This window comes from Bacillus sp. FJAT-45350 (genome assembly GCF_002335805.1).
GTDB lineage: Bacteria > Bacillota > Bacilli > Bacillales > NISU01 > FJAT-45350.
Window position 1 is genome coordinate 410,348 of the sequence record NZ_NISU01000001.1, and the last position, 25,205, is coordinate 435,552.

Here is a 25,205-nt window from a genome sequence, read left to right on the forward strand (position 1 = left end):
TATGTAGAGTTTCGATTACTTTCCTAACTTTTCTTTAAACTGTTCTAATTTTTTCTTGCTTTTGTCTACAATTGCTTTTGGGAAGTCTTCTCCATCATATTCAACCCCATGTGGGTAATAATGTTTACCTAAAATTGGGTCAAGTAGCTTAACTACTGCATCAGATTTAGGGATTTCGCCTTCAACAGCAACACCTTGTACACGAAGGTAATATATTGCATTTTCTACCTGGTCTTCATATTTGTAATCAAATGATACGCGCTCATAATCCCATTGACCAGCATGTACTAACCCTACTGACTCAGCAGCATGTTTAAGTGTTGAGAATTTAACTTCTTCTGAATTAATACCAATATTTTCGAACTTCATTTCTATTCCCTCCTAAGACAGATACCTACTATACTTACCTAATGATAGTATGAAAATTAGGAAGATGCAACGAAATAATATGGAATCTTTATGAAAGTCTTATGTTTACAAAATTTTAGCATGGGAAGAAGAAAAGTGGGCAAGCTATAAAATGCACCACAGGATAAAAAGGAGGCGCTTATAAATGGAACATTTACGCGATGTAATGACTAGTGATGTAGAATTTTGTACTCCAGATGACAATGTTTATGAGGTTGCAGTAAAAATGCAAAATTTAGAGGTTGGTGCGATTCCGATCTGTAAGGAGCAACAATTATTAGGTATGATTACTGACCGTGATATTGTTGTAAGAGGTGTGGCAGAAAAGAAGCCTAATTCAACTCAAGTGACTGAAATTATGAGTGAAAATCTAATTACAGCTTCTCCAGATATGAGTGTGGATGAAGCTGCAAAAATGATGGCTCAAAAGCAAATCCGTCGTTTACCAGTTGTTGAAAATAACAAATTGGTAGGGATTGTTGCTTTAGGTGACCTTGCTGTACATCAAGGTACTTCTGATGAGGCAGGCTTTGCTTTAAGTGAGATTTCTGAACGTCCGGAAGTCCACCATTAATTTAATGTTCTTATCAGAACTTTCTCTCTAAAAATTTAAGAGGTTGTTCCAATTTTGGAGCAACCTCTTTTTTGTGTTGAAAAAAATATATATGACCATAACCTCTATATTCGACATTGTTGCCAATTGATGGCGATATTTTACGATAATGGGGTGAAGGAGAATTGAGGCAATTGCAGAAGAATGTAAAGAGAGACAATAGTGTTTGTTGAGAGGAGTCAGTTATGAAACGAATTGGTTGTGGTTTCCTTATAATGGTGCTTATTCTATTCTTTTTAGTAGCAGAATTCTTACCTGATGAGGCAGCAAGGATATTAAGTAATAACCCTTTTGAGAGTGGTAGTTCTACGACAATAGAAGATGGGACTCATAATAAAGGCATAGTTTTAAACCAAGAAGAAAGTGATGATAAGAAAGAAGAGATTTTTAATACTGATTCTCTTTTGTACTATATCGGTAAGGGGGAAGGAGATGTGCTTGCTAACTTTGGCGAGCCAGTACGTAAAGATCCATCAGCTTACGGCTATATATGGTGGGTATATGATAGTGATGATAGGTATGTTCAAATAGGGATAGAGTCAGGACAGGTTGTGACGGCAATCGGAATGGGAGAAAATGTTGTTATCGAGCCTTTTACTATTGGAAGTGATTATCATAACTTACTATCACAGTATCAGTTTGAAGAACAGGTATCACTAAGTAAAGGTACTAATTCCTATCGTTTCGAATTATCAGCCGAGGAGCTTCGGTCTAGGCCGCTAATTGAATATGAAGATAAGTGGGTTCAATTATATTTTGATACTTTTACAAATAAATTGAGTAGTATTCGTATTCTTGATCGCGAAACACTACTAGTAAAACGACCTTATTCTATGACATATCGAGGGAGTATCCCTGAGCCACCTACACTCTCAGCCGATGTTTGGAAGGCTGTAGAGGCTGGAGCAGCTAGACAGATTTTAGATATGACGAATATGATAAGAGTGCGCCATCAGTTAAATAGGCTAGAGTGGGATCGTGAGGTTTCCGATGTAGCCTACCTTCATAGTGAAGATATGAGTACGAACCAATACTTTTCACATACGTCACCACAATTTGGCCAACTAAAAGATAGACTAGAAAGAAATGATGTTTTATTCCAGCTTGCAGGTGAAAATATTGCAGCACAATATGTAGATTCTCTTGCAGCAGTAGAAGGGTGGCTAAATAGTGAAGGGCATAGAGTAAACTTATTAAATGATGAATTTACCCACTTAGGGGTGGGAATCTATGAAAAATACTATACACAAAATTTTATTACTCCATGGAATGCATTTGACTAAAAAATTTGTTCTAATCAATTAAAATATGACATCTACTGTTAATGAAGACCTGAGTACAACAACATGATAAACGTCTAGGAGGTAGGTCATGAAAAATCCCGGTTTAGCAGCGGTGTTAAGTTTTTTCTTTGCAGGGTTAGGACAAATTTATAACGGTCAAATTGGAAAGGGAATTGCATTCATTGTTGCTTATTTTATTTCTGCTTTATTAATGTTTGTAATTATTGGATTTATTACAACACCAATTCTTTGGATTTGGGGAATGATTGATGCCCATAAACAAGCTGAGGCTATTAATGCGGAGGTAGCTAGTAGAGCAAATGGATGATAGAAATAGAGCTACTGTAAAGAATCCTTTACGGTAGCTCTTATTTTATTACTATACGATTCGCTAAAAATGTATCGCCTTCCCACTTTCCATAACAACGAAGATAATCTCCTTGCTTAGACTGAATAGGCGCTTGGTCTGTTTCTGCGGGCTTCTTGTAGTGCACAGTTGTTTGTTTATGTTGGTCAATTAGTATTATTTCACTATACCATATAAAATAATGATGATAGAATCGTCTCTTTTCTAGAAAAAATCGATTTACTTTCCCTTCTACGAAAGTCTCTTCTTCTGATTCCTTTAAAGAATACCAACTTTCTACATGCTTTTTTCGTTCTTTTTTAGAAATTAAGAAAAACATAAAAAATAGGATTGGAATAACGATTGCAGCAACCAACAAACAATCCTCTCCTTACGAAATTTTTTATTAATAGACATAAATAAAGTCAATGTTAGCGGTTTTTATTGATAATTACAAATGACCCAGAGCCACTCGCAACAATCTTGCCTTCATCAGAATATACTTTAGCCTCTGTTACACAAAGTCTTTTTCCTTGATTTAATAATGTCGCCACACAGCGTAAATAATCTCCCACACCTGGTTTAATGTAATGAATATTGATTTCACTAGTGACAACGGCTTGATCGGACGGTAGTTTCTTACTTACTAACGAACCCATGGCTGTATCGATAAGGGTTGCAGTAATACCACCATGTGCCATGTTAACAACATTTTTAATGACTGGCTGAATAGGAATGACGATTTCATAATCTCCATTTTCAAGGTAAAGGGACGACATTTGTGTTATCGCATTAATATAAGTTTCATACTCTCCGTCTTTCTTTTTCATTATTCCTGTTACTAGTGAATCAAGAACATCTACTTCTTCATGATTAGCCTCTTGTAAGTATTGTTCTACTTTTTGTAAAATTGCTTTCCTTTTATTAGGTTCCATAACTTTTCCTCCTGAAGTACTTATCACCATTTTAGCAAGAGTTTCCACCAAAGGGCAAATAAGAGGAAAAGTAGAAGACAAAACAAAAAAATCTTTTTCAAACAAAATTGGGCGAACAAATCAATGGGCACTTTTGTATGATGTAATGAAGAGCCGTGTTAGTACTAGGAGGGGAAAGTATGAAAAGGAAAAGTAATTTACATCCTTCTGTTCAACAGTTTAAGCAGTTCGTTAAAAGTCATCCGGAATTGGTTAAAGAGGTCAGACAAAATCGAAAGACATGGCAGGAATTATTTGAGGAATGGACATTATTAGGAGAAGAACATGATATGTGGGAGCAATATAAAATAAAAGATAATGATCAAGATTCTGAGACTATGTCTGAATCGACAGAGGAAGCTACTAATGAAACAAATAACCCTGGTCAAAGTGAATCGTTATCAAATTTATTAGGACTGATAAAAAATATTAACTTTAACGATCTGCAACACCATCTCTCACAATTTAGTGGAGTACTTGGAAACGTTCAAAGCTTAATGCAGATGTTCAGCCAAGGTAACCAAGGGCAACAACAGCAACAACAGCAACAACAGCAACAATCACAACAAACCCAAGAAAATCCACAGCAAGAGCAACAGAATCAACAAGACCACCCTTTTTCATTTCGAGGTCACTAAATTAGAAGGATGGTGAACTAAATGAGAAAAGAAGTGCAATATTTTCTAAATAGTCAACCTGAATTGAAACAATATATAAGACAGCACCCGTATTGGTATCGACGTTTAGGTAGGGAACCTTATTTGATTGAAACGTTAAAAAAAGAGGCGGATCAGTTCTATGGTCGAACGTTTCCTCAGCGTATTGAGAAATTTCAGGGGAATCTACAACTTGCAATGATGTTATTACAAATGTTAAAGAGTGACGGAACTCAAGGTGCTCCAGACCATTCAGGGCAAGCACAAGAGCAGGGTTCATAGCCAAGTTGAATTCCTTGGCTATGAATTCTTATAATTGTATAACTTAATTACCTGTAATTACTGTAACTGAAAAAAATGGATAGTAGATATAATGGTTGCTCAAACTAGTAAAAGAATTTTTTATGAGAAAAGTAAGGAGGGTGTCGTATGAAACGTATATGTTCAATTATAGTAGTCGGTTCATTACTGTTCGGAAGTGGACAAGCTTTCGGTTGTGAAAAACTAGAGGATGAATCATTAAAATCTGTTCAAGTAGAATCACTTCACCGTCAACAAGCGATTGAAGTTTCGGTAGAAAAGAAAGAGCGTTCTTTGAAGGTTAACCATCAAGTGAAGGGTAAAGATGTGTACATTGAGTGCATAGTGAATGACTTCAGCTTCTCAAAGGATAATGCAGGTAAATTGCACAACGAGGGAGAAGGTCATCTTCAGCTGTATGTAGATGGACAAAAAGTTGATTCGATTTATCAAGCAGCATTTATTGTGAAAGGTCTTCCGCAAGGTAATCATGAAATAAAGGTAGAATTGGTGAGAAATAATCATGAGCCTTACGGAATAGAGGAAGAGTTTACTGTGTCGATTCCGTAGTATTATTTTGATATGTTTTTAGAAGAAATTCATGGACTTTCTTTTCAACTGAAATACCGGATTGTTGGAATCCTTGATTTCCAAACAAAATATTGAACTCGAGAATGTAAATGCGGTCATTAACAAAAACAAGGTCAAAGCCTGCGTGGTTAACGCCTAGAGCGGTAGCTACCTTTGTTACAACTTCATTGGCCTCTTCTGGAATATCGTCAAATGAAATACGGGCACCTTGTGCGACATTATTTTTAAAATCAGTTCTTTCGTTAATTCGCCAATATGAAGAAATGACTTCATCTCCAACAAAGCAAACTCGTAAATCACGGTCAATTGGTAGGTATTCTTGAACGTAAAGGTATGGGTTATTCTCAACATACTCAGTAAATTGCTGATGATTTTCAATTAAGAAAACCCCTTTACCCATTGAATTTCTAATTTCCTTTGCTACAAAGGGGAATGGCAATGTTGATAATACTTTGTTAATGTTATCATCATTTCTTCCAAGGATCATTGTTTGTGGCACATGCTCTGGACATACGCTCCAAAGAGCACGTGTCACTTCGATTTTATTAAAGCCCATCTGAATGGATTGAATACTAGGATAAATATTTTTTTTCATACCATACACGAGGGCATTGACTTGCCAATTTTCAGGAAATAGGCAAACATCTGCTTCACTTATTTTTTCACGTTCTTCAAACATATGTTCAGGTTTTACATACTTTATATTAGGAATACCAATTGTTCTGAAAGGATTAAATGTTAATAAATTCATGTCAAACACCTTCTTTGAGTTTAATTAGTTTTACCCTTTCCAAAAGGAAGGATTATTACTGTCAAGATAACGAGGTAATATTATGCATTATGCCAAAAAGAATTATAGGTTCAATATAGGAGAAAGTCAACGAAAAAAAGAGCACACGTGAGATACAATGAGGTGATTAAAATGGACGTACGATTTGGTTATGTAGCAATGAGCGAACAATTGCAAAATGCCTCACCATCCCAAACAATGACAGCAACCCAATTTGAAAAAATTCCAGATCGAACGAGGGCATTAAAAAAATTAGAGGAAATTGCAATCTCTAACTTAGAAAATTGTCTTCGCCTTCTTAAGCATAATGTAGCTCATGATATTTATTTCTTCAGGCTTTCATCAAGACTTGTTCCACTTGTCAATCACTCATTAACAGAGGGGTGGAAGTATGAGAGAGCGATACTACCTATGCTACGAGCTATCGGAGAGTTTGTTCAAAAGAATCAAATGAGAATTGGATTCCACCCCGATCATTTTGTTGTTTTAAATTCAGGAAACGATGATATCTTACAGCGCTCTCTGCAAACTCTTCTTTATCACTATAAACTACTTAAAGGAATGCAGATTGATCCAACACATCGATGTGTACTTCATATAGGAGGGAAGAAGGAAGGAAAGATTTCGGGACTAGAAACTTTTGTTGAGAATTTTTCTACGATACCTGAGCAAATTCAAAGAATGCTCATTCTTGAGAATGACGATACAGTGTATGACCTTGAGGATACTCTTTATTTAGGTGAAAAATTAGGGGTTCCTGTAGTCCTAGATTTGCATCATCATGAACTGAATCATTCTACAATGTTAACTCGTGAATTGTGGATTCGTGTTTTATCAACGTGGAAGGATAGTCCGTTACCTGTAAAAATACATATATCAAGTCCAATGGAAGGGCCTGATGATAAACGACACCATAACTTTATCGAACCGAATAGACTACTTGAATTTCTTAGCATGGCAGAGGGGAGTTGTGAGCAAATTGATATAATGATTGAAGCAAAGAAGAAGGATGAAGCATTATTTCAGCTCATGAATGAGTTAAAAGAAAAACATAACTGCACGTTCAAATCCGAGGCTAGTTTGGTGTATCACTCAAGCTATTAGAGGAATTAACAACACACTTATATTAGAAACTATTTCGTGTTATAATGATGTAGGAGGTGTATTGAATGTCTCTTACAGCGACATCCACTGACGTATTATCAGAAACGGATATGCTTAGTCAGATGGTTATTCAATCCGAGTTGTTTTATAATTATCAAGCAAAAAAAAGAGAATTACAACAAGACGAAGAAGCTCAGTCTCTTATTCGTCAATTTCAATATATAAAAGACCAATACGAAGATGCTCAGCGGTTTGGGAAATATCATCCAGACTACTTAAAAATCGTTACTGAAACGAGAGAGTTAAAACGTGAGGTTGATTTACAACCTTCTGTTGCTGCATTTAAAAAGGCAGAAAAAGAGCTAGAGGACATATTAATTGAAATAAGTACACTAATTGCTCACTCCGTTTCAAAAACAATCAAAGTCCCTACAGGAAATCCATACTTCGATAGTATGTCGTGTAGTGGGGGATGTAGTACAGGTGGAAGCTGTGGATGCGGTTAAGGGAATTATGAGTTCTGAGTTATTAATTATGAATGGATATAGTATAGACAAAAGGCAATCACCTGGTGATTGCTTTTTGTCTTCCTATCCGTAAATTATCACTCATAATTCATAATTTAAATCTATTCTCTGTATTGCTACGGAAAACATGATATCCGCTTACTGACACTCCGAGAATTACTTTGAATGATTTGCAGAAATAATGGAGAACCTTCAGGAACATCATCTTCATCGATTGTTTTCATGTACTCACCTACATAATTGTATTTTATTTTATTATACAAAATCTAAATATTTGTTGCACGATAATTGTATTAATATTTTAGTTGTTTACCTCAGTATTGCTCCAATAATAGGAACGTGCTAGACTGAGAATACAATGTTTATGAGCAAAGGAGAAACATATATGGTCGATATGAATCGTCAAGGCGTAGCTGTTTGGTTGCACTCACTTAAATATGCGCGTCAGTTAAGGAAGTTTGGAAATGTCCATTATATTTCAAAGAAAATGAAGTATGTCGTTTTATATTGCAACCAAGATACGATTGATGACACAATTCAGCGTTTAAATTCACTTCATTTTGTTAAAGAGGTTGAGATTTCTATGCGACCGTTTATTAAAACCGAATATCAAAATGCTAAGCCAGATAAGGCTAAAGAATACGATTATAGAATGGGAATATAAGAAAAGGAGTTGAATATCAACTCCTTTTTTTCGTGGAAAGGTATTTAAAAGTAATTTGTTAATGAAATTATTGGTCAATAAAACATAATATTAAGGATCTATCTCAAGTTTTCTAATTAACCATTAACCATTGCCAATTAATAAATTAGCCATAAGAGTGTGTTTATTGAAGTTATAGATGGATACCACAGGAATTTAGTTAATAAATGCCCATTTCTCTCAGTTGAATATTTCGGTTAGCGAAATATATAATGAATATACTGAAAGGGATGGGGAAAATGAACAATCAATGGAAACGAAATTTATTCATCCTTGTAATTTGTCAATTTTTAGTAATGGGTGCAATGACGATGATTATTCCGTTTTTGCCCTTGTATTTACAAGAGTTAGGTGTCACTGAACCGAAACAAGTTAGTTTGTGGGCGGGAATTATTTTTGGAGCAAATTTCTTAACTGCTTTTTTATTTTCACCTTTCTGGGGCCGTTTGGCTGATAAGTACGGTCGAAAATCAATGATTTTACGATCAGGGTTTGGGATGGCTCTTGTTATAACATTAACTGGTTTTGCAGTTGGTCCTTGGTCTTTATTATTATTACGTTTACTTAATGGTGTTATTTCAGGTTTTATCCCAGCGTCAATAGGTTTGATCTCAACGAATACACCGAAGGAAAGAGTTGGTTATGCCTTGGGGGTACTTCAATCAGGTGCAGTAGCAGGAGGTATTTGTGGACCATTACTAGGTGGATTAATGGCTCAATCACTAGGGTATCGAGGGATTTTCTATGTGACAGGAATATTTATTTTGCTAGCAGCATTTGTCGTGCTTTTCTTTGTAAAAGAAGATTTTACCCCTGTGGAGCAAAAGGAAAAAACAAATGCTTTTGAAGATTTTAAAAAAGTGACAGCACATGCACCTGTTCTTTCACTTTACATGGTTGTGTTTTTCATCCAACTGGCAATCATGGGAGTCAATCCGTTACTTTCTTTATTTGTTCAAGAACTGACAACAGGACAAAATGTTGCTTTATATGCTGGTTTAGCTATTTCTGTCATGGGATTTGCAAATATGCTTTCATCTCCACAACTAGGAAAGATAAGTGATAAAAAGGGTGCTCAGCATGTCCTTATCTACTCATTACTTGGAGTTGCTCTATTTACAATTCCTCAAGCTTTTGTAACAGAGTTTTGGCAATTAATATCTCTAAGGTTTTTGGTTGGTTTATGTTTAGGAGGCTTACTTCCAGCAGTTAATACGTTAATACATCATCATTCCCCAAAAGGAATGGAAAGTCGAACATATGGATTTTCTAATAGTGCGATGTATTTAGGCACGATGTTAGGTCCAATTATTGGTGGCTTTATTGTTTCTTCTGTAGATATTCGAGCAATCTTTTTCTTTTCAAGTTTTTTCTTACTACTAAACGTATTTCTAGTGAAAACAAAAATACTACCTGCTACGAAAAAAGATAAAGTTTTACACGAACAAAAAATGGCTTCTTCTCACAAATGAGTTGATGCCATTTTTTGTTCCTATGACTGTACTAAGACAGCGGTGGGATATAATTATTAGTACGCAATACACCAATTACATATTGATAGTATAGGTCTGTCTCACCAAAAGTATCAGAAGACTTTAAATCTAATGGTATTACTTTTTTATTAAGACTAGTAGCCATTTCTGAAAATAAGTCATATCGTTTATTTGCTTTCCATTCTGGATTGGGAATACCTTCTCTACAGATGTAAAGTGGCATAAAATTACCGTCGCCTGCTGGTTTTAAGATGATAACAAGAGAGGACATCTGTCTGTCGTTGATTATTGTATCAAATCTCATTAAATGAAGTAGTCTATTTTTATTTGTTTTCGCTAGTTCAACTATTTCATAAATATCGGAATAGCCTTGTCCTAATTCAATAAAACGTTGGATCATCTAACAACGCTCCTTTAAGATATTCTAATACCAATAATTACTCTAGCACTCCTATGTGAAATTGTCGAATTAGTTTACTGTGAAATTCTAAAAAATAAAAAAACCTCGTAGGCAAGTCAGCCTACGAGGTGCCCTACAACATACTATGTATGTACAAGGCTATGGGAGAGGAGAAACCGGAGGAAGAACTTATGGGGAAACGTAAGCCTTCTCCGCGGTTGTCGCAACATTGAATCAATGTTGCTAGTCATAGTATGACCATCAGATATAGTTCTATACATACAAACACGAAAAAAATCAAAATAGAAGATAATTCGACGTTCTACTTTATTAATTGTTTTCCATTCTCAAGAGAAAGAGTGTTTAAAAATTATACTATTTGAAATATTTTATTTTCTGATAAAATAATCAAGTATGTATTTTAGGTATTTCATTGAAGAATGTTCATGTTTTTGCCAAATTTGTGATAGGATAAAGGAAAGTAGAATTGTGTCGTTTACCTAGTAAGCGAAATTAGAGAGAAAGAATGGTGGCTAAGTTGCGTGTAGTTTCAGGTGAGAAAAAGGGAATGCCCTTAAAGGCTGTTCCAGGATCGTCTACCCGACCAACTACTGATAAGGTGAAAGAGTCTATTTTTAATATGATTGGTCCTTATTTTGATGGTGGGATGGCATTAGACTTATATGGTGGCAGTGGTGGCCTTGGTATAGAGGTTTTAAGTCGTGGTGCCGATAAAGTTATTTTTGTTGACCAAAATAAAAAGGCAATTGATACCATTAAAGAAAATGTTAATCAATGTAAATATAATGATAAGGTAGAAATATATCGTAATGATGCAAGTAGAGCATTGAAAGCGTTAATAAAAAGGGAAGTTAGTTTTTCTTATATTTTCTTAGACCCACCATATGCGAAGCAACAATTGGCATCTGAAATTAGCATTATATCTGACCATGGACTTCTTGAAGAGAATGGTGTTATTGTTACAGAACATGATGCTTCTGTTCAGTTACCGGAGAAAGTAGGTTCAGCCATCTGTATAAGAAAAGAAACATATGGCGATACAACGATATCAATTTTTAAAAATGAATAGAACGATGAAAGACAAATCATACAGAAGATGAAGGAGGAGAAATGAATGGAAAAAATAGCTGTTTGTCCAGGCAGTTTTGACCCTGTAACGTATGGTCATTTAGACATCATTACTAGGGGAGCAAAGATATTTGATAAAGTAATTGTAGCAGTACTACATAACCGAAATAAAGTTCCTCTATTTTCAGTTGAAGAACGGGTTGAATTATTAAAAGAAGTGACAGGTCACCTTGATAATGTCGTTGTTGATTCGTTTAATGGTTTATTAATTGATTATGTTAAAGCTCAAAAGGCGAAAACAATTATTAGAGGTTTACGTGCTGTTTCTGATTTTGAATATGAAATGCAGGCTGCATCGATTAACAGGAAACTTGATTCGGATGTAGAAACATTTTTTATGATGACTAATAATCAATATTCCTATTTAAGTTCAAGTATTGTAAAAGAAGTTGCAAAGTACCAAGCAAATGTATCAGATATTGTTCCTGATGCGGTAGAGCTGGCATTACGAGGTAAGTTTAATCAAGCTGAATAAGAAAAAATCCATTTCTCAATTTGCTGAGAGATGGATTTCTTTGTTTTCTAAGGAAATTACCAAGACAATGCTTTTCTAGAACGTAAAAGGATGTACATAATAAGAGTGAATAAAGTTATAATTCCCCCATATTGGAGTAGTAATTGCCAACCATAAGATATCCATGACCAGGAGTTATCTTGTAAAAAGACTGGAATTGCTTTTGTCCCTTCAATAGATAACTGTTGGTTTAAGTATAATGGTTTCCATAGTAGGAGAGCGAATCCAGCTGCAAAAAAACCATGGAAAATTCGAGCAATAAAGAATGGTTTGAACCTAATATCTGTTTCTCCTAATATACTAGCAACCTGTGCTTGAACGGAAAAACCACTAAAAGCAAGTATAAAAGATGTAATGATTACTTGCTGTAGTAGTGTTGCGCTTTCTGTTTCGCTCGCCATTTGTCCACCAAGAGTTATTTCAAACATTCCCGAAATTAAAGGGAGACTTAATGAACTAGGGAGTTGGAAAAAGGCAAGAATAATAGATAAAACAGTTGACAATATTGCTGCAATCCCTACTAAACTTAATACATTATTTAAAACAGAAAATAAAACTATAAAGCCACCAACCTTTAGGAGTGTATGAACAGAGGACTGTACAGCATCACCTAATAATTGTCCAATCGCTCTTCCGTCTTTAATCCTTTCTTGGTGGAGTTGTTTAAGGGCACCCTTAATAGTTACTTTATTTTTGTTATTTTGTTTGTTGTTTTCCTCTTCTAAGTCACCGATACCATGAAACCTCATCATAATTCCTACACATATATTGCCAAGGTAATGTGCTAAAGCAAGTACAATTCCTAGCGTCGCATTATGAAAGAACCCAATGGCAATTGCACCAAAAATAAACAATGGGTTAGAAGAGTTCGTAAATGAAACTAGCCGTTCAGCTTCAATTCTTGTGAGTTTCTTCTCCTGGCGTAGTCTAGCTGTTAACTTTGCACCTGCTGGGTAGCCAGAAGCAAGCCCCATGGCCCATACAAATCCACCTACACCGGGCACTCTGAAAACAGGGCGCATTAATGGTTCTAGTAAGGCTCCTAGAAATGTAACGACACCAAAACCGATTAATAACTCGGAAACTATGAAAAAAGGTAGCAAAGATGGAAATACAACGTCCCACCACATTGACATTCCTCTCATAGAAGCTTCAAAGGATTCCTTAGGAAATATCATTAATGAGGCTGCGAAGCCTGTTGCAAGCATTGCTAAGGTAATTGTTTTAATGAAAGAAGCATTCAATGGCTTGCCTCCTTTAGTAGTATAGAGGGTGTTCAAATAGAGATAGACTGTTTACACGAATTCTAGGTGTATGTAGGTTATAGTTTTATTCGTTTGAAGACAATGGTTCGGTACGCTACTTGTCAAACTGCTTGTTATTTGACTTCAATGCAAAGTAGCGACTCCGTACATTGCTTCTAAGAAAAGCCAATTGTGCCGATTCTCTTATACAAACATGTCCCATTATTCAATATACGTCTAAGAGTTTGATTTAGACCATATGATTGAAAACAAGGATCGGAAGCCTTAAGATAGGAGTTGATTATTTTTGACTAAACCAAAAATTGGATTAGCTTTAGGAGCGGGTGGAGCAAGAGGCTTCGCTCATGTTGGCGTCTTAAAGGCGTTAGAGGAAGAAAATATACCGATAGATTATATAGCAGGAAGTAGTATGGGTTCTCTAGTCGGTGCAATTTATGGCTCAGGACAAACAATCGAGAATCTTATAAAATTTGCTACGTTATTTAGAAGAAAGTATTACTTAGATTTGACTGTCCCTAAAATGGGATTTGTATCAGGTAAAAAAGTAAAGGAATTAATAAAGATCTTATCGAAAGGTAAATCAATTGAAGAACTATCACCAAACTTATCTATTGTAGCAACTGATTTGCTAAATGGAGAACGGGTTGTTTTTACAAAAGGTCCAGTTGCTCCTGCTGTAAGAGCAAGTATATCAATTCCTGGTATTTTTGTTCCTGAAAAAGTTGATGGGCGATTATTAATCGACGGTGGGGTTGTTGATAAAGTGCCAGTTTCAACAGTTAGACAAATGGGTGCCGATATTACAATAGGAGTCGATGTGAGTTACTTTCAAGTAGAGCCTGAAATTAATACTATTTATGATGTGATTCTACAAAGCATGGATATTATGGAAAGGGAAATGGGGCGTTATCGAGAAATTGATGCAGATGTCATGATTCGTCCTATGATTAAGCAAAGCAAGTCACTTGTTTTCACGAATGTAGAAGAGTACATTGAACTAGGAAGCCAAGAAACAAAAAATCAAATTTCATCTATAAAGCAAGCAATTGAAGACTGGAAGGAGAAAATTAATGAGTAGTGAAAAAAAGTTTCCTCGAAAACGATGGTTTATTTTAGTAGCAGTTTTATTGTTTTTGCATTTCTATCAATTACCTTATTTTTATACAGAGCCTGGAGATTCAAGGATTTTAGCAGCCTATGTAGAAGTAGAGGATGGTTATGAGGACCAAGGTTCATTCATGTTAACGACTGTAAAGATGGGGAAAGCTAATACATTTTTCTACGTCTGGTCACAGTTTAGTGATTTTCGTTTGTTAATACCAGAAGACCATATGATAGGTCCAGATGAAACGGATGATGATTATTTTCATCGTCAAAGAATGATGATGACAAGCTCACAAGAGGCAGCGAAGATTATAGCTTATAAAAAAGCTGGCAAAACAGTTATGTTTGATCATCGTGGCGTATTAGTTATGTCATTTATTGATGGCATGCCGGCAGCAAAGATTCTACAGCCAGAAGATAGAATTATCGCTGTTGAAGGAGTTCCAATAACGACAGTGACGGAATTAAATCAACGGGTCGGACATAAAGAAGCGGGTGAGGAAGTGATGTTAACGGTAGATCGTGACGGGGAAGAATTACAGCTTTCAGTTCCAATTGCTCAGTTCCCTGATGAACTAGGCGGAGAAGATGGTCGAGCTGGACTGGGGATTATGTATCCTGTTGCGGATCGTGATGTTACATACGAGCCTAACGTGTCTATCGATACAGAAAAAATCGGAGGTCCTTCAGCCGGGCTTATGTTTTCCCTTGAAGTTTATAATCGTTTAGTTGAGGAGGACATTACGAAAGGCTATCAAATTGCAGGTACGGGAACAATTGATGAGGATGGTTATGTTGGTAGAATTGGTGGAGTGAAACAAAAGGTCGTAGCAGCTCATAATGCGAGTGTGGATATCTTTTTTGCTCCAAAAGAAGAGGGAAGAGAGGATTCAAACTACGTAGACGCCCTTAAAGCAGCAGAACAGATTGGAACATCAATGAAGATAGTTGGAGTTAATACATTTGATGAAGCACTTGCGTACTTGGAGAAACAACTTTAATTTAATGATTAATGGTTAATTGACAATGGTCAATTGGAATGGTTATTAATTATCAATTAACCATTAACAATTACCAATTAAAATAAGCGTAAAGTCTATCCCAAAAAGACTTTACGCTTATTTTTTTAGGTTCTAATTGGAGGTGTTGCATGTTCTTCGGCTAGTTTTTGTGCTTGGATTGATATTGGATAACCCATTGCATAGCAAGCTGCAGCTCTTTTGTCTAGGTCAAGCATAGGGTGTTTGTAGGATGCTAGACGACTAATGATAGGAGTATTAATATTTTTTTTTCTTTGTCGTAAATACTGCTGTCCACTCTCGTTCATTCCTAATAGGCGTATATATGGTGGTCTTTTATGATTTGATGTAAGATTGTGTATCTCGCTTTTTTTCGTATTTGTTAAAATATGTAGACAGTATCGCTGTAATCGGTTCCAAGTGTACCGCTTAGTTTTTATAGATTCCATAAATTCCTTAAAGTTATTAGCGCTAGATATAAGTTTACGAATTCGATATTCAAGCCCTTCTTCACCTTCATAGATCTCTCTTAGCTCAGTTTCTGACATTGATAAAATTCTATATTTCAGTAATGGAAAGTATTGCTCCCACGTATGAAATATACCAACTTCTTTTTTGTATTGTGTTAATACGTTATATGTCGGTTCAGGAATGACATGTTTAATTGCATCTAAGTTTCCATTTTCCTCAACTAGGGCTTTACGTATGCTTGTGGCACTTGCAATCGATTCACTAGAAAAGGTTTCGTCATGATAATTTGCACTTTTTCTAGCAACAGTGTATGCCTTTATTGAGCTATTCAGCTTTTGAATCGATTGGACATAATGGTAACCAAGAATATTATTTGGAAGGGACAAGTCGAGCATCGATTCAGAAGGGGAGAGGGATTCAAATGCAAGAGAACATGATTTAGGATAACTATTTCCTTCTGCTAAAAATTGTTGAATTTCATGATTGAATCGATCTTCATTTAATTGTAAAAAAGTGACTAATTGAGTAAATGGTTCAACTGTACCTTCTTCACTTCCAAAACAGATGTAATCAACACCAATTGAATCTAACAAGGAAACAGACCCATACGCAAAAGTTTCTGCTTTTTGGGTTGAATAGGCATACGGAAGCTCAATGACAAGATCAGCTCCATTATTTAGAGCCATTTTCGTTCTTGCCCATTTTGAAACGAGAGCAGGCTCACCGCGTTGCAAAAAATAACCGCTCATTACGGCTACAACAATGTCGGCGTTCGTACTATCTTGTGCTGATTGGAGATGGAATAGATGACCGTTATGAAATGGGTTGTACTCAACAACAACACCAACAGATTTCATTCGAAACTTCACCACCAAGTATAAATTTTTTCTAGTTCCATTTATTACATAAAAAAAAGTAAGAAGCAATCTTTAAGATATATTCCATTGAAATCTTGTGTTTTCTAATAGAAAAATGTTAAAGTAAATACTCGAAACCACTTCTTTTATGTGTAAAGAAGAAAGGTTGACAAATAATAAAGGTGAAGATATAATTACTCTTGTTGCCTTGAGGTGATGACAATGAAATGGACAATTCAACAAATTAATGCTCAAAAGCATAGGGGATTTACATTTGACGAAACATTGGATTTAAGTGAGTTAAAAGAACAAGACCCTCAAATACGTGCAGTTTCACCTGTTCGTGTAAAAGGTCAGGCTCTTTTTTCAGGAGATGTGATAACATTTCCGGTTGAAATTCAAGGAACATTAACCCTTCCTTGTTCAAGAACACTTACTGATGTGGAACTACCCTTTGATATGCAAGTAAGTGAACGTTTTGTTGTAAACAATTCTTGGATGACATCGGAAGATTCAAATGATGAAATTCATGTTGTTGAAGGAGATGTAATTGATTTACTTCCTTATATTAAGGAAAACATTCTATTACAAATTCCGCTACAAATATTCAGTGACACGGACGAAGAAAATGCTGAAGCTCCTCCGGTAGGAAACGGCTGGGAAATTGTTACTGAGGAAGAGCAGAAGGATAAAATTGATCCGAGATTAGCAGACCTAGGAAAGTTTTTTGGAAAGTAATGGTAAAAAATCGAAGTACCGGCTTATTCCGGCCTTCATTTTTATAGGTCAGATTTAAAATGACCGCCCAACTCCTTTTTGATAGGTTTACTATTTTATAAGGGGTTTGAACATATTTATATCTTGTAAGGAGGTGGGAATGATGGCAGTACCTTTTAGAAAGACTTCAAAAGAAAAGAAAAGAAAACGTCGTACTCACTACAAATTGGCAGTACCTGGTATGGTAAAATGCCCTGAGTGTGGAGAATTAAAGATGTCTCACCGTGTTTGTAAAGAGTGTGGATCATACAAAGGACAAGACGTACTAAACAAATAATAAGTACAATAAACAGAGTTACTCATGATATGGGTAACTCTGTTTTTATTTCATAGGTTATTCCTACTTTGATGGAAGAGGTTTTCTCTTTATTTCTGTCGAATAATTTAGACAACAGAAAAGGGGGATACATATGGGTAAAGTGGAGTTAACGAGAGAGTCAGGAATTGCATGGGTAACATTAAATCGTCCTGATAAGCGAAATGCGATTGATTTTGAAGTGATGGAGCTATTACATCAGGTATTAACTGAGGTAGAAGAGAATGATGATGATAAAATCCTTGTTATTCGTGGAGCGGGGGATCAAGCCTTCTGTTCAGGGGGGGATTTATCAATTTTTCACAACCTACATACGAAGGAACAAGCACAGGAAATGCTATCGAAAATGGGGGAAGTGTTGTTTCGATTATTTTTCTTTCCAAAGCCAACGGTAGCAGTTATAAATGGTTCCGCTGTCGGAGGTGGCTGTGAGATTGCCTCAGCATGTGATTTTCGAATTGCAGCACCACATGTGAAGATAGGATTTGTTCAAGGTACACTTGGGATTACGACTGGGTGGGGTGGTGCAACGATGCTTCTTCAAAGGTTGAATCAAGTGGAAGCAATGGAAATGCTACTAAGTTGTAAACGATATAGCGCTGATGAAGCGAGAGATATTGGATTTATTCATCGTGTAATGTATGAAGCTGATTTTTCTAAAGGATGTTGTAATTGGCTATCATCATTTACAAAACAAAGTGGTGGTGTACTAAAGGCTTATAAACACCGTTGGTGTGACCAATTTGATAAAGAGGATATAAAAAGAAGAATGGCTAAGGAAATTGATGAGTGTTCCACATTATGGGCTTCTGATGAACATCATGAGGCCGTACAACGATTTTTAGCTAAATAATGTTAAGATTTTATCTTTTAAGCTAGAGGACATGTTTTACTAGATAAAAACTACTAGAGAGTCCATTCATATTTATGGTAAAAAGAGATTGTCTCAAGGTCATACCTTAAGACAATCTCTTTTTTTAGGTTGTTTAGTTGCTGTTTTGCCTTTTGTATCAAAGGATTCTACTGTTTTTGAATAGATTCATCGGAACAAGGACATAATCCTTTACTAGAAGAAAGTCTATCTTATCTAGCATTTGCATATGATAAGACTAAAGGCGAATAGGAGGGATACAATGTCTGTAATAAGACAAGATGCTTGGAGTAGTGATGAAGACTTAATTTTAGCTGAAGTGGTGTTAAGACATATAAGAGAAGGTAGTACACAGTTGGCTGCTTTTGAGGAGGTTGGTGAGCGACTTTCAAGAACTTCGGCTGCTTGTGGCTTCAGATGGAACTCAGCTATTCGAAAAAAATATGATGCAGCGATAGCTTTAGCTAAAAAGCAACGAAAGAAAGGGAAATCAAATCAACCTGAAGAACAAGAACAGGTTTATCATGTTACGGAAGTTGAGTTTGCTGAAGAGCAATATGTTCAAGGTGAGGAAAAGCTTGTAATTCCAGCTAATGAAAAGGCTGTTGCTGAATTAACAGATGAAGTTACAGAGGAAGAACAAAGCACTCTTTCAATTTCAGATGTTATTGCGTTCTTAAAGCAGCACGAATCTAGTTTGTCTAACCGCTCAAAGGTTGAAAGAGAAAATGAGAGTCTTAAAAAGGAAAATAAAGAACTGCAAAAAAGGGTAGATGTTTTAAAGAAAGATGTTGAGAAATTAAGAAAAGATAAAGAAATCGTTAACGAAGATTATCGGGCGTTAATTGGAATAATGGAGCGTGCAAGAAAAATGTCCATTTTAGTGGATGAACCAAAAGAAAGAACGAATGCTGAGTCAAGATAATAAAAGATGTACCATAATTACGATAAGAAAAAGCTGAGCTCAGTTGTGATTGGGCTCAGCTTTTTAGCTAGGTATTACTCGTCATGCGTTTGTTCTTTAACTCCTTGAGGATACCAAACGAATGGATTTTCTCCTCTATCTCGTCCTTCTTCATAAGTGGCGGCTTCGAATCCCATCTTGTTCCAGAAATCATCAGAACGTTGTCTTGCGTTTGTTTTTATTGGTAAATTAAAGCTCTTTGCGTAGTCTACTAATGCTACTCCATATCCTTTCGAACGGTAAGGTTCTAATACCTCTAGCTTCCATAGTTCTAAATAATCCTGTGGAGGATCGAAGTATAAATCATATTTCCCCTCAATACGATATAAACTCATTCTTGCAATTAATTTGTTGCCATAATAAATACCGTAGAATGGCGATTCGCTGTCATTTTCAATTATGTTAGCTTGCAGATCCTCTTTCATCGAGAGCTCGGCAGCACCATATTCTCTGAAATTTTGAAACTCTTCTAGCGTTTTATAATTCGTTAATAAGCGCTTTACTACTGGTATATCCATTATTGCGACCTCCCTTAATAAGCCTGTATTATATAAGTTAAGAGCTTTCAATTTCTATTTTACAATAAAATGAATGAAAATTCGTCTAAAAAATGAAATTTATACTACCATTTTATGCTACAATTTTCTTACTAGTAGAGTTATTAGGAGGATAAAGGTGAAAGTAGCAGTTATTGGTGCAGGGGCAGTAGGGATGTTGGTTGCTGCTTATTTAAAAAAAGAGGCATTGGATGTAACGATTTTAACAAGAGGTGAAAAGCTGTCGAGAGAGTTAACTGAAAAGGGAGTAACCTTAACGGTCGGTGATATCTCTTCAACGGTAGAAATGAAGGCTGAGAAATTTGTCGCAAAGGATATTCATACATATGATCTTATTTTCTTAGCCGTTAAACAGTATCATCTTCCAGAACTTATGAGTGAATTGAACGTTCTTGAAGAAAGCAAATTACCAGCCTTTGTTTTTTTACAAAATGGAATGGGACACTTGACGTTGTTGAAGGAATTTAAAGGTTTAACTAGTTACATAGGAATTGTAGAGCATGGAGTATTAAAACGTTCTCCATATGAAGTTGTCCATACAGGTATTGGTCAAATTAAATTCGGTGTTTATAGTGGTCAAGTGGACGTACTAGAGAAGTTAACGGCCTTAATACATAATGTGAACTTCAAAATGGAAATTGCCTCTGAGTGGTTAGATATTATGACACGGAAACTCGTGGTTAATGCTTGTATTAACCCGTTAACAGCGTTATTTCGTGTTGAAAATGGCAAACTCCGTGAGAACCCTTACTTTTTAAAGTTGATGCGATATTTATTTGACGAAGCTACAGAGACGTTAGAGTACATGGAGAAAGACTTGCTCTGGGAGGAAGTACTACGTATTTGTTTAGCTACTGGGAAGAACCGCTCGTCCATGCTACGAGATATTGAAAGTTATAATCCAACGGAGATTGAGGCAATTTCAGGGTATGTACTAGCCAATCGGAAAATTGATTTACCTTATACTACTTTTGTCTATGAAAGTATTAAAGGGATTGAAAGGGAAGGAGAGGGAGTATGTGAGTAGTGCCCTTGCTTGGTTTTTAGCAACTATTATTACAATCCCCTTATTAGGGTGGTATCTTGCCTACATTAGTCACGTTAAATTATTTAGAAAAAAACCTCAAGCGGTTCGTTTTGCTTCAGACTTTTCGACCATACTATTTATCATTGCTGTATATTTTATTATGCTTGAAATTTGGGAACGGACTTTTTTATGGTTAATACTAGTTATTATTTTTTCTGTTGCAATCATTTTTACCTTTATCCATTGGAAGCATAAAGAAGATATTCATGTGGTTCAACTTCTCAGAGGAATATGGAGATTTAACTTTTTATTATTTATTGTTGTATATATTGTTTTATTTACATATGGAATTATTACTCGGATTATTGCAAGTGCTTAATGTTTTAGTGTAATAAGCACATTCTTTGGTATCCATAAAACTTTTTGCTATAATACTACCGAAAGTTCCCCATTCACGAATGAAAGGGCGTTACATAATGAATGTGAAAGAGTATATCCTTCCCCTTACAAATGATATAGCTAAAGGCTATATTCAGTCAGATGAAAAGATTGCGTCTTTATTTGATTACTCACTAAATGACGAGATGAAGTTTCATAAGCGGAAGGAAGATTTAGAAAAAAGAAACTTTCAAAGACAAGAATTAGCAAGTGTCTTAGAGAAAGCACATAAAAATTATAAATACAACACAAAGGCATTGGAACAAATCGAACGATTAAAAGATGAAAATAGCTTATTTGTTGTGGGCGGGCAACAGCCTGGTGTTTTAACAGGACCATTGTATACAATTTATAAAGCGATTACGGTTATTGAACTTGCAAAGGAGCAAGAAAGCGAGTTAGGTGTACCGGTTATCCCTTTGTTCTGGATTGCAGGAGAGGATCATGATTTTGCAGAAATTCATCATATTTTTATCCAATCGAATTCAAACAACAACTGGAAAAAACACGCTATTTCTGATCAATCCCTAAATAAAAAGATGCTCTCATATCTTGAAATAGAACAAAAAGATGTAAAGCAGTGGCTTGAAAAAGTGTTCTTTAGTTATAAAGAAACAGCACATACGAAAGAGCTTTATAACGTGGCACTTGAATTGTTAGAGCGTTCTAACACTTTTGTGGATTTCTTTGCTGAATTGATGAGTTGGTTATTTAAAGAAGAAGGTTTGTTATTGCTTGATTCTGCTGATAAAAATGTAAGGCAGTTAGAAAAAACGTATTTTGTTAAAATGATAGAACAGAATCAACAAATACAAGAGGCTTTTATAGAAGGTGTAAGACAGATTGAATCGCTTGGCTTTACAAGTCCGATCGAGCTCGCAGTGGAGAATGGAAATTTATTTTATGTCGAAAATGGTAAAAGACACCGAATCGATAGAGAAGGGGAACATTTCAATACAGGAAAACGAACATTATCAACTGATGAACTCCTTAAGATAGCAAAGGAATCTCCTGAGTACTTAAGTAATAACGTAGTTACTCGTCCACTAATGCAAGAGGAGCTACTTCCTGTGTTGGCATTCGTTGGTGGTCCAGGTGAAATTGCGTATTGGTCAACCCTTAAAGAAGTGTTTCATTTATTTTCATATAAAATACCACCACTTATCCCTCGTATAGCAGCTACGATAGTAGACAGGCAAACTGAGAAATGGTTAGAGGAATATCAAGTATCTGCTGAAGAGGCTCTGCAAGGAGTTTCTCAGGAGAAAAATAAATGGTATGAAAAGCAAAAAAAATGGAATGTTGAAGAGACAGCCATATTAGTTAAAGAAAAGATTTCAGCGGTGCATCGAGAATTTCAAGACCTTGCTACGGCTATTGATCCGTCTTTAGAAAAAATCGCTTTAAAAAATTACCAAATAATAGAAGGTCAACTTACTTATTTAGAAAAAAAGCTAGAAGGACAAATTCGAAAGCAATATGAAGTTGAACTCTCCCATTTTGATCTTATTGAGATGAGCTTTTCACCAGATGGTAAGCCTCAAGAACGATTTTTCAATATATTTTACTATTTAAATCAATATGGTAGTGATCTTGTACCTAGAATTAGTAGTCTACAACTTAAAAGGAACTATCTACATAAGGTCATCTATTTATAATCACTAGTTTTATAATAATTATTTTAAAAATTAAACAAAAAAATCCTGCGATTTAGCAGGATTTTTTTGTTTGGAATAGAATTTGAAAATTTAGTGGTGAAAAGTGGGGTGTTGTGGTAATTTAGAGGTAGGAAGTGGGGGAAGGAGTCAAAAGCCATGTTTATGGGGGAATATCGGCATACTGTCGATGAAAAAGGAAGGATGATTATACCTGCAAAGTTCAGAGAAGAGCTTGGTGCGTCCTTTGTCGTTACCCGTGGCTTAGATCGCTGTTTATTTGTATATCCCTACGATGAATGGAAGCAATTAGAGTCAAAGCTAAAGTCACTTCCATTTACCAAAAAAGATGCCAGAGCTTTTACTCGATTTTTCTTCTCAGGTGCTACTGAATGCGATTTAGACAAACAGGGGAGAGTAAATATATCTTCACCACTAAGAGAATATGCTCATCTTGAGAAAGACTGTGTTGTTATTGGAGTAAGTAACAGAGTGGAAATATGGAGTAAAACAATCTGGGAAGAGTACTTTGCAGAATCGGAGGATTCTTTTGGAGAGATAGCTGAGAATCTTGTAGATTTTGATATTGATTTGTAAGCCAAAGTATGGGATGTAAAGCTGTATGTATAGGCACTTTGACGATAACATCAATCAAACTTTACATAAAGAAGGTGTATGAATGTTTAATCATATAACGGTATTGAAGGAAGAGTCTGTAGATGGATTAGCAATTAAAGAGGACGGGGTATATGTTGATTGTACATTAGGTGGGGCAGGACATAGCTCCTTAATCCTTTCAAAGCTTGGAGAGAATGGTCATTTATTTGCCTTTGACCAAGATGATATTGCATTAAAGAATGCCGAAGAGACACTAAAGGAATACGAAGGGAAATTCACGCTAATTAAAAGTAATTTCCGCCATTTAAAAGAGGAACTTGCAAATCGTGGAATTACTTCTGTTGATGGTGTGTTATTTGACCTTGGTGTTTCGTCACCACAATTGGATGAAGCGGAAAGAGGGTTTAGCTATCATCAAGATGCACCACTTGATATGAGAATGGATCAAAGTGCCGAACTAACAGCGTACCACGTTGTAAATGAATGGCCCTTTGCTAAGCTAGTTTCTATTATCTCTAGATATGGCGAAGAGAAATTTGCGAAACAAATCGCAAGAAAGATTGAAGCTCACAGAGAAAAAAAACCGATCGATACAACTGGAGAGCTTGTGGAGATTATTAAAGAAGGGATACCAGCTCCTGCGAGAAGAACAGGTGGTCATCCTGCTAAACGTACGTTCCAAGCAATCCGTATTGCTGTTAATGATGAGCTCCGTGTATTTGATTATGCGCTAGAGGATGCAATTGAAATAACAGGTAAAGGTGGGCGGATTTGTGTTATTACGTTCCACTCTTTAGAAGATAGAATATGTAAGGATATTTTTAAGAAAGAAAGCAGGGGGCCAGATTTACCACCTGGATTACCTGTCATCCCGGAAGGATATGAGCCGAAGCTGAAGTTGATTTCAAGAAAGCCAATCTTACCTTCTGATAATGAGTTAGAGGAAAATAATCGTTCACGTTCAGCAAAATTGAGAATTGCTGAAAAACAATAGGGGGGAAACGGATGAGTAATTTAGCGAGAAAGTTAGAAAGTCAGCAAGTAGTTAGAAAGAAAGTACAACCAAAACAAAAGCCTGCTTTAAGAAGAGTAAGGTCAACGATAACAAGGGGTGAAAAGGCTATTGTTGGATTTTTATTAGTAGCTGGTGTTGGCTTATCTTCATTTATATTAGCTAATTACGCCTCTATTTACACAGTGAATCAAGAAATACATACGTTAGAACGTTCGATACAACAACAAGCACAAGTTAACGATGGTCTACAGCTACAGGTTGTTGAATTAAGTGCCCCTGACCGAATCTTACATATTGCAACTGAGAAACTAGGCATGACCCTTGATGATAATAAAGTAAAGGTTATACAAAACTAGTTCGATTTCGGACTAGTTTTCTTTTCATTTTAATGGCTCAGGAT

32 protein-coding genes are annotated in these 25,205 nt (G+C 35.8%); 24 read left to right on the forward strand and 8 right to left on the reverse strand.

The features are described 5' to 3' along the window. Positions 1-15: 15 nt before the first annotated feature. The gene (locus CD003_RS02045) at positions 16-369 is read right to left on the reverse strand and encodes a YugN family protein (protein ID WP_096199224.1); all 354 of its coding nucleotides are present in this window, start codon (positions 367-369) and stop codon (positions 16-18) included. 184 nt (positions 370-553) lie between these two features. Between CD003_RS02045 and CD003_RS02050 the strand changes: the two genes are divergently transcribed. The 3 genes from CD003_RS02050 (at position 554) to CD003_RS02060 (ending at position 2,632) form a co-directional block, all read left to right on the forward strand. Continuing rightward, entirely contained in the window at positions 554-982 is a 429-nt protein-coding gene (locus tag CD003_RS02050; RefSeq protein ID WP_096199225.1) for a CBS domain-containing protein, read from the forward strand. Positions 983-1,206: 224 nt separating this feature from the next. After that, entirely contained in the window at positions 1,207-2,304 is a 1,098-nt protein-coding gene (locus CD003_RS02055; protein WP_142302827.1) for a CAP domain-containing protein, read from the forward strand. Between the two features lie 88 nt (positions 2,305-2,392). Further along, positions 2,393-2,632: a hypothetical protein gene (locus CD003_RS02060; RefSeq protein WP_096199226.1), complete on the forward strand. Its 240-nt coding sequence runs from the start codon at positions 2,393-2,395 to the stop codon at positions 2,630-2,632. Positions 2,633-2,672: 40 nt separating this feature from the next. On the opposite strand, the gene CD003_RS02065 is transcribed toward CD003_RS02060, so the two are convergent. Together CD003_RS02065 and CD003_RS02070 are read right to left on the reverse strand one after the other, a co-directional pair. Then, positions 2,673-3,029, reverse strand: a complete 357-nt coding sequence (locus CD003_RS02065) for a hypothetical protein (RefSeq protein ID WP_096199227.1) — start codon at positions 3,027-3,029, stop codon at positions 2,673-2,675. A 52-nt stretch (positions 3,030-3,081) separates the two neighbouring features. Continuing rightward, positions 3,082-3,585, reverse strand: a complete 504-nt coding sequence (locus CD003_RS02070) for a PaaI family thioesterase (RefSeq protein WP_096199228.1) — start codon at positions 3,583-3,585, stop codon at positions 3,082-3,084. Between the two features lie 179 nt (positions 3,586-3,764). Here CD003_RS02070 and CD003_RS02075 point away from each other — a divergent pair, with 179 nt between their 5' ends. From CD003_RS02075 to CD003_RS02085, 3 genes are all read left to right on the forward strand, one after another. Then, on the forward strand, positions 3,765-4,262 hold the full coding sequence (locus CD003_RS02075) for a YlbD family protein (protein WP_096199229.1): 498 nt from the start codon (positions 3,765-3,767) through the stop codon (positions 4,260-4,262). Between the two features lie 21 nt (positions 4,263-4,283). Beyond that, positions 4,284-4,562, forward strand: coding sequence for a YlbE-like family protein (locus tag CD003_RS02080; protein ID WP_096199230.1), 279 nt, complete (start codon positions 4,284-4,286; stop codon positions 4,560-4,562). 147 nt (positions 4,563-4,709) lie between these two features. Beyond that, the gene (locus CD003_RS02085) at positions 4,710-5,150 is read left to right on the forward strand and encodes a hypothetical protein (RefSeq protein WP_096199231.1); all 441 of its coding nucleotides are present in this window, start codon (positions 4,710-4,712) and stop codon (positions 5,148-5,150) included. Here the strand turns inward: CD003_RS02085 and CD003_RS02090 are convergent. Next, positions 5,131-5,922: an ATP-grasp domain-containing protein gene (locus tag CD003_RS02090; protein ID WP_096199232.1), complete on the reverse strand. Its 792-nt coding sequence runs from the start codon at positions 5,920-5,922 to the stop codon at positions 5,131-5,133. The genes CD003_RS02085 and CD003_RS02090 overlap by 20 nt on opposite strands. 171 nt (positions 5,923-6,093) lie before the next feature. Between CD003_RS02090 and uvsE the strand changes: the two genes are divergently transcribed. The 4 genes from uvsE to CD003_RS02110 all read left to right on the forward strand — a co-directional run bounded on the left by uvsE (position 6,094) and on the right by CD003_RS02110 (position 9,767). Beyond that, positions 6,094-7,065: a UV DNA damage repair endonuclease UvsE gene (gene uvsE / locus CD003_RS02095; RefSeq protein WP_096199233.1), complete on the forward strand. Its 972-nt coding sequence runs from the start codon at positions 6,094-6,096 to the stop codon at positions 7,063-7,065. Positions 7,066-7,130: 65 nt separating this feature from the next. Beyond that, a complete protein-coding gene (locus CD003_RS02100) occupies positions 7,131-7,571 on the forward strand; it encodes a YlbF family regulator (RefSeq protein WP_096199234.1) in 441 nt (146 codons plus the stop codon). 406 nt (positions 7,572-7,977) lie between these two features. After that, complete coding sequence (locus tag CD003_RS02105) at positions 7,978-8,256, forward strand: YlbG family protein (RefSeq protein WP_096199235.1); 279 nt, start codon at positions 7,978-7,980, stop codon at positions 8,254-8,256. A 278-nt stretch (positions 8,257-8,534) separates the two neighbouring features. Then, complete coding sequence (locus CD003_RS02110; protein ID WP_096199236.1) at positions 8,535-9,767, forward strand: MFS transporter; 1,233 nt, start codon at positions 8,535-8,537, stop codon at positions 9,765-9,767. A 31-nt stretch (positions 9,768-9,798) separates the two neighbouring features. Here CD003_RS02110 and CD003_RS02115 read toward each other — a convergent pair whose 3' ends face one another. Continuing rightward, positions 9,799-10,188, reverse strand: coding sequence for a DUF7147 family protein (locus tag CD003_RS02115; protein WP_096199237.1), 390 nt, complete (start codon positions 10,186-10,188; stop codon positions 9,799-9,801). Between the two features lie 538 nt (positions 10,189-10,726). Here CD003_RS02115 and rsmD point away from each other — a divergent pair. Together rsmD and coaD are read left to right on the forward strand one after the other, a co-directional pair. Further along, positions 10,727-11,278, forward strand: coding sequence for a 16S rRNA (guanine(966)-N(2))-methyltransferase RsmD (gene rsmD / locus CD003_RS02120; protein WP_096199238.1), 552 nt, complete (start codon positions 10,727-10,729; stop codon positions 11,276-11,278). Between the two features lie 45 nt (positions 11,279-11,323). Beyond that, positions 11,324-11,812, forward strand: a complete 489-nt coding sequence (coaD, locus tag CD003_RS02125) for a pantetheine-phosphate adenylyltransferase (RefSeq protein WP_096199239.1) — start codon at positions 11,324-11,326, stop codon at positions 11,810-11,812. 56 nt (positions 11,813-11,868) lie between these two features. Here the strand turns inward: coaD and ylbJ are convergent, their stop codons facing one another. Beyond that, complete coding sequence (ylbJ, locus tag CD003_RS02130; RefSeq protein WP_096202223.1) at positions 11,869-13,059, reverse strand: sporulation integral membrane protein YlbJ; 1,191 nt, start codon at positions 13,057-13,059, stop codon at positions 11,869-11,871. A 343-nt stretch (positions 13,060-13,402) separates the two neighbouring features. Between ylbJ and CD003_RS02135 the strand changes: the two genes are divergently transcribed. Both CD003_RS02135 and CD003_RS02140 read left to right on the forward strand, forming a co-directional pair. Next, entirely contained in the window at positions 13,403-14,194 is a 792-nt protein-coding gene (locus CD003_RS02135; protein WP_096199240.1) for a patatin-like phospholipase family protein, read from the forward strand. Next, positions 14,187-15,221: a SepM family pheromone-processing serine protease gene (locus CD003_RS02140; RefSeq protein WP_096199241.1), complete on the forward strand. Its 1,035-nt coding sequence runs from the start codon at positions 14,187-14,189 to the stop codon at positions 15,219-15,221. Before CD003_RS02135 ends, CD003_RS02140 begins: the two co-directional genes overlap by 8 nt. Positions 15,222-15,346: 125 nt before the next feature. On the opposite strand, the gene CD003_RS02145 is transcribed toward CD003_RS02140, so the two are convergent. After that, complete coding sequence (locus tag CD003_RS02145) at positions 15,347-16,567, reverse strand: nucleotidyltransferase (RefSeq protein ID WP_096199242.1); 1,221 nt, start codon at positions 16,565-16,567, stop codon at positions 15,347-15,349. 222 nt (positions 16,568-16,789) lie between these two features. On the opposite strand from CD003_RS02145, the gene CD003_RS02150 reads away from it, so the two are divergent. From CD003_RS02150 to CD003_RS02165, 4 genes are all read left to right on the forward strand, one after another. Beyond that, positions 16,790-17,305, forward strand: coding sequence for a YceD family protein (locus CD003_RS02150; protein WP_096199243.1), 516 nt, complete (start codon positions 16,790-16,792; stop codon positions 17,303-17,305). Between the two features lie 142 nt (positions 17,306-17,447). Further along, positions 17,448-17,621 (forward strand): 50S ribosomal protein L32, encoded by a 174-nt coding sequence (rpmF, locus tag CD003_RS02155; protein ID WP_096199244.1) that lies wholly within the window; start codon positions 17,448-17,450, stop codon positions 17,619-17,621. A 133-nt stretch (positions 17,622-17,754) separates the two neighbouring features. Continuing rightward, the gene (locus CD003_RS02160; protein WP_096199245.1) at positions 17,755-18,513 is read left to right on the forward strand and encodes an enoyl-CoA hydratase/isomerase family protein; all 759 of its coding nucleotides are present in this window, start codon (positions 17,755-17,757) and stop codon (positions 18,511-18,513) included. A 280-nt stretch (positions 18,514-18,793) separates the two neighbouring features. Next, positions 18,794-19,456 carry an RsfA family transcriptional regulator gene (locus CD003_RS02165; protein ID WP_096199246.1) on the forward strand — a complete coding sequence of 221 codons (663 nt, stop codon included), beginning with the start codon at positions 18,794-18,796 and terminating at the stop codon, positions 19,454-19,456. 74 nt (positions 19,457-19,530) lie between these two features. Here CD003_RS02165 and CD003_RS02170 read toward each other — a convergent pair whose 3' ends face one another. After that, the gene (locus tag CD003_RS02170; RefSeq protein WP_096199247.1) at positions 19,531-20,013 is read right to left on the reverse strand and encodes an N-acetyltransferase; all 483 of its coding nucleotides are present in this window, start codon (positions 20,011-20,013) and stop codon (positions 19,531-19,533) included. Between the two features lie 157 nt (positions 20,014-20,170). Here CD003_RS02170 and CD003_RS02175 point away from each other — a divergent pair, with 157 nt between their 5' ends. The 6 genes from CD003_RS02175 to ftsL all read left to right on the forward strand — a co-directional run bounded on the left by CD003_RS02175 (position 20,171) and on the right by ftsL (position 25,161). Further along, positions 20,171-21,079, forward strand: a complete 909-nt coding sequence (locus CD003_RS02175; protein ID WP_179295397.1) for a 2-dehydropantoate 2-reductase — start codon at positions 20,171-20,173, stop codon at positions 21,077-21,079. Beyond that, entirely contained in the window at positions 21,072-21,458 is a 387-nt protein-coding gene (locus tag CD003_RS02180; RefSeq protein ID WP_096199249.1) for a DUF3397 domain-containing protein, read from the forward strand. Before CD003_RS02175 ends, CD003_RS02180 begins: the two co-directional genes overlap by 8 nt. Positions 21,459-21,555: 97 nt before the next feature. Further along, positions 21,556-23,175 (forward strand): bacillithiol biosynthesis cysteine-adding enzyme BshC, encoded by a 1,620-nt coding sequence (bshC, locus tag CD003_RS02185; RefSeq protein WP_179295398.1) that lies wholly within the window; start codon positions 21,556-21,558, stop codon positions 23,173-23,175. A gap of 156 nt (positions 23,176-23,331) precedes the next feature. Then, positions 23,332-23,769 (forward strand): division/cell wall cluster transcriptional repressor MraZ, encoded by a 438-nt coding sequence (mraZ, locus tag CD003_RS02190; protein WP_096199251.1) that lies wholly within the window; start codon positions 23,332-23,334, stop codon positions 23,767-23,769. Between the two features lie 82 nt (positions 23,770-23,851). After that, positions 23,852-24,784 carry a 16S rRNA (cytosine(1402)-N(4))-methyltransferase RsmH gene (gene rsmH, locus CD003_RS02195; RefSeq protein ID WP_096199252.1) on the forward strand — a complete coding sequence of 311 codons (933 nt, stop codon included), beginning with the start codon at positions 23,852-23,854 and terminating at the stop codon, positions 24,782-24,784. Positions 24,785-24,795: 11 nt separating this feature from the next. Then, positions 24,796-25,161 (forward strand): cell division protein FtsL, encoded by a 366-nt coding sequence (gene ftsL / locus CD003_RS02200; protein WP_096199253.1) that lies wholly within the window; start codon positions 24,796-24,798, stop codon positions 25,159-25,161. Positions 25,162-25,205 lie beyond the last annotated feature (44 nt).

Excerpts from the sequence above, each read along its gene's own strand:
- CD003_RS02045 (WP_096199224.1), bottom strand. The coding sequence starts at position 369 with ATGAAGTTCGAAAATATTGGTATTAATTCAGAAGAAGTTAAATTCTCA.
- CD003_RS02050 (WP_096199225.1), top strand. The coding sequence starts at position 554 with ATGGAACATTTACGCGATGTAATGACTAGTGATGTAGAATTTTGTACT.
- CD003_RS02055 (WP_142302827.1), top strand. The coding sequence starts at position 1,207 with ATGAAACGAATTGGTTGTGGTTTCCTTATAATGGTGCTTATTCTATTC.
- CD003_RS02060 (WP_096199226.1), top strand. The coding sequence starts at position 2,393 with ATGAAAAATCCCGGTTTAGCAGCGGTGTTAAGTTTTTTCTTTGCAGGG.
- CD003_RS02070 (WP_096199228.1), bottom strand. The coding sequence starts at position 3,585 with ATGGAACCTAATAAAAGGAAAGCAATTTTACAAAAAGTAGAACAATAC.
- CD003_RS02075 (WP_096199229.1), top strand. The coding sequence starts at position 3,765 with ATGAAAAGGAAAAGTAATTTACATCCTTCTGTTCAACAGTTTAAGCAG.
- CD003_RS02080 (WP_096199230.1), top strand. The coding sequence starts at position 4,284 with ATGAGAAAAGAAGTGCAATATTTTCTAAATAGTCAACCTGAATTGAAA.
- CD003_RS02085 (WP_096199231.1), top strand. The coding sequence starts at position 4,710 with ATGAAACGTATATGTTCAATTATAGTAGTCGGTTCATTACTGTTCGGA.
- CD003_RS02090 (WP_096199232.1), bottom strand. The coding sequence starts at position 5,922 with ATGAATTTATTAACATTTAATCCTTTCAGAACAATTGGTATTCCTAAT.
- uvsE (WP_096199233.1), top strand. The coding sequence starts at position 6,094 with ATGGACGTACGATTTGGTTATGTAGCAATGAGCGAACAATTGCAAAAT.
- CD003_RS02100 (WP_096199234.1), top strand. The coding sequence starts at position 7,131 with ATGTCTCTTACAGCGACATCCACTGACGTATTATCAGAAACGGATATG.
- CD003_RS02105 (WP_096199235.1), top strand. The coding sequence starts at position 7,978 with ATGGTCGATATGAATCGTCAAGGCGTAGCTGTTTGGTTGCACTCACTT.
- CD003_RS02110 (WP_096199236.1), top strand. The coding sequence starts at position 8,535 with ATGAACAATCAATGGAAACGAAATTTATTCATCCTTGTAATTTGTCAA.
- CD003_RS02115 (WP_096199237.1), bottom strand. The coding sequence starts at position 10,188 with ATGATCCAACGTTTTATTGAATTAGGACAAGGCTATTCCGATATTTAT.
- coaD (WP_096199239.1), top strand. The coding sequence starts at position 11,324 with ATGGAAAAAATAGCTGTTTGTCCAGGCAGTTTTGACCCTGTAACGTAT.
- ylbJ (WP_096202223.1), bottom strand. The coding sequence starts at position 13,059 with ATGCTTGCAACAGGCTTCGCAGCCTCATTAATGATATTTCCTAAGGAA.
- CD003_RS02140 (WP_096199241.1), top strand. The coding sequence starts at position 14,187 with ATGAGTAGTGAAAAAAAGTTTCCTCGAAAACGATGGTTTATTTTAGTA.
- CD003_RS02145 (WP_096199242.1), bottom strand. The coding sequence starts at position 16,567 with ATGAAATCTGTTGGTGTTGTTGTTGAGTACAACCCATTTCATAACGGT.
- CD003_RS02150 (WP_096199243.1), top strand. The coding sequence starts at position 16,790 with ATGAAATGGACAATTCAACAAATTAATGCTCAAAAGCATAGGGGATTT.
- rpmF (WP_096199244.1), top strand. The coding sequence starts at position 17,448 with ATGGCAGTACCTTTTAGAAAGACTTCAAAAGAAAAGAAAAGAAAACGT.
- CD003_RS02160 (WP_096199245.1), top strand. The coding sequence starts at position 17,755 with ATGGGTAAAGTGGAGTTAACGAGAGAGTCAGGAATTGCATGGGTAACA.
- CD003_RS02165 (WP_096199246.1), top strand. The coding sequence starts at position 18,794 with ATGTCTGTAATAAGACAAGATGCTTGGAGTAGTGATGAAGACTTAATT.
- CD003_RS02170 (WP_096199247.1), bottom strand. The coding sequence starts at position 20,013 with ATGGATATACCAGTAGTAAAGCGCTTATTAACGAATTATAAAACGCTA.
- bshC (WP_179295398.1), top strand. The coding sequence starts at position 21,556 with ATGAATGTGAAAGAGTATATCCTTCCCCTTACAAATGATATAGCTAAA.
- mraZ (WP_096199251.1), top strand. The coding sequence starts at position 23,332 with ATGTTTATGGGGGAATATCGGCATACTGTCGATGAAAAAGGAAGGATG.
- rsmH (WP_096199252.1), top strand. The coding sequence starts at position 23,852 with ATGTTTAATCATATAACGGTATTGAAGGAAGAGTCTGTAGATGGATTA.
- ftsL (WP_096199253.1), top strand. The coding sequence starts at position 24,796 with ATGAGTAATTTAGCGAGAAAGTTAGAAAGTCAGCAAGTAGTTAGAAAG.